The sequence below is a fragment of the Stutzerimonas stutzeri genome, assembly GCF_024448935.1.
Classification (GTDB): Bacteria; Pseudomonadota; Gammaproteobacteria; order Pseudomonadales; family Pseudomonadaceae; genus Stutzerimonas; species Stutzerimonas stutzeri_AO.
The window spans coordinates 1-7,961 of sequence record NZ_JAMOIE010000143.1 but is presented as its reverse complement, the minus strand read 5'-3'; the positions used below and the strand labels follow the sequence as shown (position 1 = coordinate 7,961).

The following is a 7,961-nucleotide window of genomic DNA, read 5'->3' as shown; positions in this document are numbered from 1 at the left end:
GGTAGCGCTGCTGCTCGAAACTGCGGTCGCGGATTTCACCCAGGCGGTTGAAAAACACTGCCCTGGCCAGCGCATTGCGCGCCTCGCCCTTGTTCAGGCCGGCATGCACGCGGCGGCGCAGTTCCACGCTTTGCAGCCAGTCCAGGATGAACAGCGTGCGCTCGATGCGGCCCAGCTCGCGGAGCGCCACGGCCAGGCCGTTCTGGCGTGGGTAGCTGCCGAGCTTTCGGAGCATCAGGGAGGCCGTCACCGTGCCCTGCTTGATCGAGGTGGCCAGCCGCAGGATTTCGTCCCAATGGGCGCGGACGTGCTTGATGTTGAGCGTGCCGCCGATCATGGGTTTCAGCGCGTCATAGGCGGCGTCGCCCTTCGGGATGTAGAGCTTGGTGTCGCCCAGGTCGCGGATGCGCGGCGCGAAGCGGAAGCCCAGGAGGTGCATCAGGGCGAAGACGTGATCGGTGAAGCCCGCCGTGTCGGTGTAATGCTCCTCGATCCGCAAGTCGGACTCGTGGTACAGCAGGCCGTCGAGCACGTAGGTCGAATCGCGCACGCCGACGTTCACGACCTTGGTGTGAAATGGCGCGTACTGGTCAGAAATGTGGGTGTAGAACGTCCGCCCTGGGCTGCTCCCGTATTTCGGGTTGATGTGGCCGGTGCTCTCGGCCTTGCTGCCGGTGCGGAAGTTCTGGCCGTCCGACGATGAGGTGGTGCCGTCGCCCCAGTGCTCGGCGAAGGGATGGCGGAACTGTGCGTTGACCAGATCGGCCAGCGCCGCCCCGTAGGTTTCGTCGCGGATGTGCCAGGCTTGCAGCCAAGCCAGCTTGGCGTAGGTCGTGCCGGGGCAAGACTCCGCCATCTTGGTCAGGCCCAGGTTGATCGCGTCGGCGAGGATCGTGGTCAGCAACAGGTTCTTGTCTTTGGCCGGGTCGCCCGATTTCAGATGCGCGAAATGCCGAGTGAAGCCCGTCCATTCGTCCACCTCCAGCAGCAGTTCGGTGATCTTGACGTGCGGCAGGATCATTGCCGTCTGGTCGATCAGCGCTTGGGCGGTGTCGGGTACCGCCGCGTCGAGCGGCGTGATCTTCAAGCCTGACTCGGTGATGATGGCGTCCGGCAGCTCGTTGGCCGTCGCCATACGGTTGACGGTGGCAAGCTGTGTTTCCAGCAGCGTCAGCCGGTCGTTCAGGTACCGGTTGCAGTCGGTGGCCACGGCCAGCGGCAATTCGCTGGCCTGCTTGAGGCTGGCGAATTTCGCGGGCGGCACCAGGTAGTCCTCGAAGTCCTTGAACTGGCGCGACCCCTGCACCCAGATGTCGCCGGAACGCAACGCGTTCTTCATCTCCGACAGCGCGCACAGTTCGTAGTAGCGCCGGTCGATGCCGGTGTCGGTCATGACCAGCTTCTGCCAGCGCGGCTTGATGAACTCGGTCGGCGCGTCGGCGGGCACCTTGCGGGCGTTGTCGCTGTTCATGCCGCGCAGCACCTCGATGGCGTCGAGCACGTCCTTCGCGGCGGGAGCGGCCCGCAGCTTGAGCACGGCAAGGAATTCCGGCGCGTAGCGGCGCAGCGTGGCGTAGCTTTCGCCGATGCGGTGCAGGAAATCGAAGTCCTCGGGCTGCGCAAGCTTCTGCGCTTCGGTGACGCTCTCGGCGAAGGCATCCCAGGACATGACGGCCTCGATGGCGGCGAACGGATCGCGGCCCGCCTGCTTGGCCTCGATCAGCGCCTGGCCGATGCGGCCGAACAACCGCACCTTGGCGTTGATCGCCTTGCCGGACGCCTGGAATTGCTGCTGATGCTTGTTCTTGGCGGCGTTGAACAGCTTGCCCAGGATGCGGTCGTGCAGGTCGATGATTTCGTCGGTGACGGTGGCCATGCCCTCGATGGCAAGCGCCACCAGGGTGGCATAGCGTCGCTGCGCCTCGAACTTGGCCAGGTCGGCGGGCGTCATCTGGCCACCCTCACGGGCGATCTTGAGCAGGCGGTTCTGGTGCACCGACCGCTCGATGCCAGAAGGCAGGTCGAGCGCCTGCCACGCTTTGAGGCGTTCGATGTGTTCCAGCATGTGCCGCGAATTCGGTTTGACGGGCGATTGGCGCAGCCAGGCCAGCCAGGTCGTTTTGCCGTTGTCCCGACGCTTGAGCAGATCGTCGAGGCGGCGGCGATGCGCGTCCGACAGCGGTTCGGCCAAGGCATCGTAGATGCGCCGGTTGGCGCGGGTGATTGCTTCGGCGCTCGCCCGCTCGACGGCGTTGAGGGCAGGCAGAATGACCGACTGCTGCCGCAGGTGCTCGATCAAGGTGCTGGCCAGCACGATGCCCTTGTCGGTCTGCAAGGCCATCTCGGTCAGCAACTGGACGGCCTGCCGGTAGTGGCCCATGGTAAAGGGCTGGAAGCCGAACACCGTTTGCAGTTCGACCAGGTGCTCGCGCCGGGTCTGCTCCCGCTGCCCGTATTCGTCCCAGCTTTCGACGCTGACCTTGAGCTGGTCGGCGACCAGTTTCAACAAGGGCGGAAACGGCGGCTCATCGACGCCCAGGATGACACCAGGAAAGCGCAGGTAACAGAGCTGCACGGCGAAGCCCAGCCGGTTGGCCGGGCCGCGCCGCTGCCGGATGATGGAGAGGTCGGTTTCGCTGAACGTGTAGTGACGGATCAACTCATCCTTGGTGTCCGGCAACGCCAGCAGGCTTTCGCGCTCGGCGGCGGACAGGATTGAACGACGTGGCATATTTACTGATCCGTTCTCAAGTATTGATACAGGGTTTCGCGACTGATTCCGAATTCACGAGCCAGCTTGGTCTTTTGCTCGCCAGCCTCGACACGTTGGCGCAGTTCGGCAATACGCTCAGACGACAGGGATTTCTTCCTGCCACGGTAGGCCCCGCGCTGCTTGGCGAGCGCGATGCCCTCGCGCTGCCGCTCGCGGATCAAGGCGCGTTCGAACTCGGCGAACGCGCCCATTACCGACAGCATCAGGTTCGCCATCGGCGAGTCCTCGCCGGTGAAGGTCAAATGCTCCTTAAGGAACTCGATGCGTACGCCGCGCTGGGTGAGGCCCTGCACCAGGCGGCGCAGGTCGTCGAGGTTGCGCGCCAGACGATCCATGCTGTGCACCACGACCGTGTCGCCTTCGCGCACGAAGGCGAGCAGCCGTTCCAGTTCGGGCCGCCGTGTGTCCTTGCCCGACGCCTTGTCGGTGAACACTTTATCCACCTGGATCTGTTCGAGCTGCCGTTCTGGGTTCTGGTCGAAGCTGCTGACGCGGACGTAACCGATGCGCTGACCGTGCAAGGTATCCTCCTGAGGGAAATGTGTCAGGAAGAAATCTATGACCCTTGACGGCGCATGTCAATCAATTCGGAAGGCAACTCTATTCTGACGATTTAGCGCCGGATGGTCTGACGCCAAGTTAGGGTATGCCTCAATCTGACGGTAGCGAGTCGCAGGCGTTCGGATCGGCATCGGTTTCGTTCCCTGTCTTGGCACGCGCTTCGAAGCGTTGATAACACTCCAACCCGCAGAAGTGCTCGACGTATTCCGCGCCTTCCGGGGTGAAGGCGGCATCGAGCGGGATTTCCTTGCAGCACACGCAGCAACTGGTGGTGGTCGAGTCACTTGCATTCATGGTGGCACCCCTCCATTGACTGACGAAGACGGCGAATGCCGCCGCCGGCATTGGCTTCGCGAACAGGAAGCCTTGTCCTGTGTCGCAGTCCGCTTGTCGCAATAGATCAAGACTCGCCGATGTTTCCACGCCTTCAGCCACCACATCCATGCCCAGCCCGTGCGCAAGCTGAATCACGGTGTGCACGATGGTTTGGTCGCGGCGGTCGTTGGCGAGCCCGGCGACAAACGATTGGTCGATCTTGAGCGTGCTGATTGGGCAGCACTTCAGATGTTGCAGACAGGAATACCCCGTCCCGAAGTCATCGGCGGCGAAGCGCACACCGATCTGCCGCAAGGCGTCCAGGGCGGGGAAGATCGCCGGATCACCAAACGCGACCGATTCGGTCAGCTCGATTTCGAGATACTCGGCGGGCAACTCGGCATCAGCCAGCACGCCCTTTACCCACCCGTCGAAGTCCGGTCCCACTTGGCTCGCCGAAACATTGACGGCCAGCCGGAACGGTCGCCATGCCAGCATTCGCCAGTCACGCATCTGGCGGCAGGCTTCGCCCAGCACCCAAGCGCCGATTTCAGGCATCAGGCCGGACGATTCGACCACGGGCAGGAACTGGCCCGGTGGCAATAGTCCAAGCGTCGGATGACGCCAGCGCAACAGGGCTTCCGCGCCGACAATCCCACCACTGCGCAGATCGACGACGGGCTGGTAGTGCAGTTCAAGCTGCCCGCGCTCGACCGCTTGGGCCAGTTCCGGCGTCGTCCATCCATCCGGCCGGAAAGCGCTCATTCTCTTTCCCTGAATGCCCGCAACGCCCGCGACAGGGACAGAAGGAACAGGCCGGTCAAACCGAGCGCCGCGATGACCCAATGCTCGCCGAGGAAAGCACCGGCGGTTGTGCCGGCCAGCACGACAGCGAGGATGGGCAGGTGGCAGGGGCAAGTCAGCACAGCCAGTCCGCCCCACAGGTAGCCGGTGATCGGTTTGTGCGTCTCGGACGGCAAGCGCTCGGGGTTGTTCATGGCAGACTCTCCGCGTGCTGTGCCGGCTCGGTCGGCAGGGTGGCCAACTGCACTTCCAGATCGGCCAACGCTTCGCGCCGACGCTCGACGAACTGACGCAGCAGGGCAAGCTGCGCGGCCGCTTCGTCGCCGTCCGCCGCATCCAGCGCCCGGCACAGCCGCGCCAGCGCGTCGAGGCCGATGCCCGCCTCGAAGGCCGCCCGCACGAAGCACAGCCGTTGCAAGGCGGCGTCATCGAACAAGCCGTAGCCGCCTGGTGTGCACGCCACCGGGCGCAGCAATCCGCGCAGCAGGTAGTCGCGCACGATATGCACGCTCACCCCGGCATCAAGAGCCAGCCGGGACACCGTGTAGGCGTTCATTGAACACCTCCTTTTTCTCACCCGGCGCAGCAGGAAAGCTGCTTCACATCCTTGTTGAAGGTCTGCGCCGCGAGCTTCAACCCCTCGACCATCGTCAGGTAGGGGAACAACTGGTCGGCCAGTTCCTGCACCGTCATGCGGTTGCGAATGGCCAGAGCCGCCGTCTGGATCAGTTCACCCGCTTCCGGCGCGACCGCCTGTACGCCGATCAGCCGATGGCTGCCTTCCTCGATAACCAACTTGATGAAGCCGCGTGTGTCGAAGTTGGCGAGCGCACGCGGCACGTTGTCCAAGGTCAAGGTGCGGCTGTCGGTCTCGATCCCGTCGTGGTGGGCTTCCGCCTCGCTGTAGCCCACGGTCGCCACTTGCGGATCGGTGAACACCACGGCCGGCATTGCGGTCAGGTCGAGCGCCGCATCGCCGCCGGTCATGTTGATCGCGGCACGGGTGCCGGCCGCTGCCGCCACATAGACGAACTGCGGCTGGTCGGTGCAGTCGCCGGCCGCGTAGATGTTCGGGTTGCTCGTGCGCATGCCTTGGTCGATGGCGATGGCACCTTGCGCATTGACAGTGACCCCCGCTGCGTCCAGCGCGAGGCTGCGCGTGTTCGGTGTCCGACCGGTGGCAACCAGCAGTTTGTCGGCGCGCAATTCACCGTGCGTGGTGGTCAGCACGAATTCACCGTCCATATGGGCGACCTGGCTGGCTTGCGTGTGCTCCAGCACCTCGATGCCCTCGGCACGGAAAGCGGCTGTCACCGCCTCGCCGATGGCCGGGTCTTCACGGAAGAACAAGGTATTGCGCGCCAGGACCGTGACCTTGCTGCCCAGCCGGGCAAAGGCTTGCGCCAGCTCCAGCGCCACCACCGACGAGCCGATTACGGCAAGGCGTTCGGGAATGGTGTCGCTCGCCAGGGCCTCGGTGGAAGTCCAGTAGGGTGACTCTTTCAAGCCCGGAATCGGCGGGACCGCCGGGCTGGCACCCGTGGCGACCAGGCAGCGGTCGAACATCACGACGCGCTCGCCACCCTCGTTCAAACGGACGGTAAGGCTCTGGTCGTCCTTGAAGCGCGCCTCACCGTGCACAACGGTGATGGCCGGATTACCGCCCAGGATGCCTTCGTACTTGGCGTGCCGCAGTTCGTCGACGCGGGCCTGCTGCTGGGCCAGCAGCTTACTGCGGTCAATCGTAGGCACAGTTGCCGCAATACCGCCATCGAACGGGCTTTCCCGGCGCAGATGGGCGATGTGGGCGGCGCGGATCATGATCTTGGACGGCACACAGCCGACATTGACGCAGGTGCCGCCGATGGTGCCGCGCTCGATCAGCGTGACCTGCGCGCCTTGCTCGACGGCTTTCAGCGCCGCCGCCATCGCGGCTCCACCGCTGCCAATGACCGCTACCTGCACCGGGGGCTCGTTGCCACTGTGCTTTTCGGCGGCGGCCATCCATCCCCGCACCTTGTCGAGCAGTCCGACGCGGTTGTCCGCCAGTGGCGCATCGGCTAGCGTTGCCTTGTAGCCCAGTCCGGCCACGGCGGCAGTCAGCGCGTCCGGCGATGTGCCCGGCACGATGGCGAGTTGCGCTGTGCCCTTCGGATAGGACACCAGCGCCGACTGCACGCCTGGCACTTTTTCCAGCGCTTCCTTGACGTGCGCCGCGCACGAGTCGCAAGTCATGCCGGTGATTTTTAGATGGGTCATGCAACAGATCCTTTATCGTTTGTGGCGCCAGACAATGACGTCCGTTGTGCTGCGGTGCCGTTTTCAGTGACTCACTGCTTGACGCTGGACGGATAGCCCGCGTCTGCGGTTGCCTTGGTCAGCTTCTGCACGCTGGTCTTGGCATCGTCGAAGGTGACGACCGCTTGGCGTGTCTCGAAAGTCACGTCAACTTTGCTGACGCCTTCGACCTTGGAAATCGCCTTCTTGACAGTGATCGGGCAGGCGGAGCAGGTCATGCCCGGTACGGACAGCGTGACGGTCTGGGTGGCGGCCCAGACGGGGGCAACAACGGCGGCGAGGGCGAGGGAGGCAAACAGTTTCTTCATGGTGAACTCCGATCAGTAGAAAAATGGCATGACGTAGGGAAATCCGAGCGCGACCAGAACCAGCGCGGCCACGATCCAGAAAATGAGCTTGTAAGTAGCTCGCACTTGGGGAATCGCGCAGACCTCACCCGGTTTGCAGGCCGCTGCCTGCCGGTAGATGCGCCGCCAGGCGAAGAACAACGCCACCAGCGCCACGCCGATAAAGATGGGGCGATAGGGTTCCAACACCGCCAAGTTGCCGATCCAAGCGCCGCTGAACCCCAAGGCGATCAGAACCAACGGCCCGAGGCAGCAAGCCGAGGCGAGGATGGCGGCAAGCCCTCCAGTGAAGAGCGCGCCGCGCCCGGTTTTTGGTTCAGACATGCGCTTGTCCTTTCGAATTGAAATTGGATAGCGTAACCTTACTTCCGTACTCATATACGGAGTCAAGCGATATGGAAAACAATTTGGAGAACCTGACCATTGGCGTTTTCGCCAAGGCGGCCGGGGTCAATGTGGAGACCATCCGTTTCTATCAGCGCAAGGGCTTGTTGCTGGAGCCTGACAAGCCCTATGGCAGCATCCGCCGCTATGGCGAGGCGGATGTAACGCGGGTGCGCTTCGTGAAATCAGCCCAGCGGCTGGGCTTCAGCCTGGATGAGATCGCCGAGCTGCTGCGGCTGGAGGATGGCACCCATTGCGAGGAAGCCAGCAGTCTGGCCGAGCACAAGCTCAAGGACGTGCGCGAGAAAATGGCTGACCTGGCGCGCATGGAGGCCGTGCTGTCTGAGTTGGTGTGCGCCTGCCATGCGCGAAGGGGGAACGTTTCCTGCCCGCTGATCGCGTCACTACAGGGTGGAGCAAGCTTGGCAGGTTCGGCTATGCCTTAGCGTGCTTTATTTTCCGTTTTCTGAGACGACCCC

General features: G+C 63.6%; 9 protein-coding genes. 1 reads left to right on the top strand and 8 read right to left on the bottom strand.

The window, feature by feature from the left end; all coding sequences use genetic code 11:
* The 8 genes from NA637_RS23505 to merT form a co-directional block, all read right to left on the bottom strand.
* The coding region (locus tag NA637_RS23505; protein ID WP_061286751.1) for a Tn3 family transposase at nucleotides 1-2,731 on the bottom strand (2,731 nt) is incomplete at its 3' end.
* Between the two features lie 2 nt (nucleotides 2,732-2,733).
* Nucleotides 2,734-3,294, bottom strand: coding sequence for a recombinase family protein (locus NA637_RS23500; RefSeq protein WP_003124096.1), 561 nt, complete (start codon nucleotides 3,292-3,294; stop codon nucleotides 2,734-2,736).
* A gap of 130 nt (nucleotides 3,295-3,424) precedes the next feature.
* Nucleotides 3,425-4,414, bottom strand: a complete 990-nt coding sequence (locus NA637_RS23495) for a DUF3330 domain-containing protein (protein WP_003132006.1) — start codon at nucleotides 4,412-4,414, stop codon at nucleotides 3,425-3,427.
* Nucleotides 4,411-4,647 (bottom strand): broad-spectrum mercury transporter MerE, encoded by a 237-nt coding sequence (merE, locus tag NA637_RS23490; protein WP_003132004.1) that lies wholly within the window; start codon nucleotides 4,645-4,647, stop codon nucleotides 4,411-4,413. Before merE ends, NA637_RS23495 begins: the two co-directional genes overlap by 4 nt.
* The gene (gene merD, locus NA637_RS23485) at nucleotides 4,644-5,009 is read right to left on the bottom strand and encodes a mercury resistance co-regulator MerD (protein ID WP_000995360.1); all 366 of its coding nucleotides are present in this window, start codon (nucleotides 5,007-5,009) and stop codon (nucleotides 4,644-4,646) included. The genes merE and merD overlap by 4 nt, the downstream gene beginning before the upstream one ends.
* Nucleotides 5,010-5,026: 17 nt before the next feature.
* A complete protein-coding gene (gene merA / locus NA637_RS23480; protein WP_003158917.1) occupies nucleotides 5,027-6,712 on the bottom strand; it encodes a mercury(II) reductase in 1,686 nt (561 codons plus the stop codon).
* Nucleotides 6,713-6,783: 71 nt separating this feature from the next.
* Nucleotides 6,784-7,059 (bottom strand): mercury resistance system periplasmic binding protein MerP, encoded by a 276-nt coding sequence (merP, locus tag NA637_RS23475; RefSeq protein WP_003131987.1) that lies wholly within the window; start codon nucleotides 7,057-7,059, stop codon nucleotides 6,784-6,786.
* A 12-nt stretch (nucleotides 7,060-7,071) separates the two neighbouring features.
* Nucleotides 7,072-7,422, bottom strand: a complete 351-nt coding sequence (gene merT / locus NA637_RS23470) for a mercuric ion transporter MerT (RefSeq protein ID WP_003131974.1) — start codon at nucleotides 7,420-7,422, stop codon at nucleotides 7,072-7,074.
* Between the two features lie 71 nt (nucleotides 7,423-7,493).
* Between merT and NA637_RS23465 the strand changes: the two genes are divergently transcribed.
* On the top strand, nucleotides 7,494-7,928 hold the full coding sequence (locus NA637_RS23465; protein ID WP_003131969.1) for a mercury resistance transcriptional regulator MerR: 435 nt from the start codon (nucleotides 7,494-7,496) through the stop codon (nucleotides 7,926-7,928).
* Nucleotides 7,929-7,961: the final 33 nt, after the last annotated feature.

Coding starts and splice junctions, on each gene's coding strand:
- NA637_RS23495 (WP_003132006.1), bottom strand. CDS start 4,414: ATGAGCGCTTTCCGGCCGGATGGATGGACGACGCCGGAACTGGCCCAA.
- merE (WP_003132004.1), bottom strand. CDS start 4,647: ATGAACAACCCCGAGCGCTTGCCGTCCGAGACGCACAAACCGATCACC.
- merD (WP_000995360.1), bottom strand. CDS start 5,009: ATGAACGCCTACACGGTGTCCCGGCTGGCTCTTGATGCCGGGGTGAGC.
- merA (WP_003158917.1), bottom strand. CDS start 6,712: ATGACCCATCTAAAAATCACCGGCATGACTTGCGACTCGTGCGCGGCG.
- merP (WP_003131987.1), bottom strand. CDS start 7,059: ATGAAGAAACTGTTTGCCTCCCTCGCCCTCGCCGCCGTTGTTGCCCCC.
- merT (WP_003131974.1), bottom strand. CDS start 7,422: ATGTCTGAACCAAAAACCGGGCGCGGCGCGCTCTTCACTGGAGGGCTT.
- NA637_RS23465 (WP_003131969.1), top strand. CDS start 7,494: ATGGAAAACAATTTGGAGAACCTGACCATTGGCGTTTTCGCCAAGGCG.